Genomic DNA, 1122 nt, shown 5'->3' with positions numbered 1-1122 from the left:
TGTTTCATGAGCCCCTGTCATTTTGTCTCTCTGAGCAAGCAAGATAGCTTGCTCAAGGATTAATTCTTACTTAAAAGGCTGGTTCAATCGTTCCTTTGAAAGTGCTATCAAGGAAGTCGCGAATTTCTTGGGATTGGTAAATAGAGACGAACTTCTTGTAAGCCTCGTTGTTTCTGTCGGCTTCACGAGTCGCAATAACCATAACAGCGAGAGGTGCGTCTTTGGACTCTAGGAAAATACTTTGCTTCTTAGGGTCTAAGCCTGAAGACATCACGTAATTCATCGTAATAGCTGCGGCATCAACGTCATCCAGCGTTCTTGGCAGCTGCGCCGCATCTACCTCAACGAACTCCAGTTCTTTTTGATTGCTCTTAATATCGGTTAACGCGGCTTTATGGCCAACACCTGGTTTAAGCTCAATCAAGCCCGCATCAGCGAGTAGTAACAGCCCTCGGCCTCCATTAGTTGGGTCGTTTGGAATGGCAATTCTGGCACGGTTTGGTAACTCTTCTAACGAACGGTATTTATTGGAATAAATACCCATGCGCATCAAGATAGATTGGCCAATTGAAACGAGCTGAGAGTTATGACTGCTGTTGAAATTATCCAAAAAAGGTTGGTGTTGGTAGCTGTTAATATCGATGCTACCGTCACTCAGCGCGGCGTTAGGTGTCACGTAATCAGAGAACTCGATGACTTCAACATTTAGCCCTTGTTTTGCCGCTTCTTTCGCTACTGCTTCAACTACTTGTGCATGTGGCCCAACCGTAGCTCCGACTTTGATTACTGAATTATCTTTTTCTCCGCAGGCACTTAAGCTGAGCGCAGCAGCGAGAACCCAAGATAACTTTTTGATGTGACCTAAATTTGTCATCGTAACTCCATTTTATATTTAGACGTCCATACGGCTATCCTATCAGGAATATATAAACGGTCAACGACTAAAACATTGAGGGATCATTTGAAGGTCACAAGGGCTGTAGAGCACGAATTTTATCGAGCAGAGGGTTAAGATAGTTGAAAGGGTTGAAGCAAAAGAGTTTACAAGGGGGATAAGAAGATGAGCTCAGGTGCCAACGGTGTACCCATAGCAACACTTAAAATCATCAGATACAAAAAAGG

Annotated in this window: 1 protein-coding gene; it reads right to left on the bottom strand. The window is 43.9% G+C overall.

The features are described from left to right. Positions 1-70 precede the first annotated feature (70 nt). Positions 71-874: a MetQ/NlpA family ABC transporter substrate-binding protein gene (locus R7R78_RS24305; protein ID WP_021450160.1), complete on the bottom strand. Its 804-nt coding sequence runs from the start codon at positions 872-874 to the stop codon at positions 71-73. Positions 875-1122 lie beyond the last annotated feature (248 nt).

The organism is Vibrio sp. 2134-1, from assembly GCF_033339495.1.
This window is presented reverse-complemented; position numbering and strand designations above follow the sequence as displayed.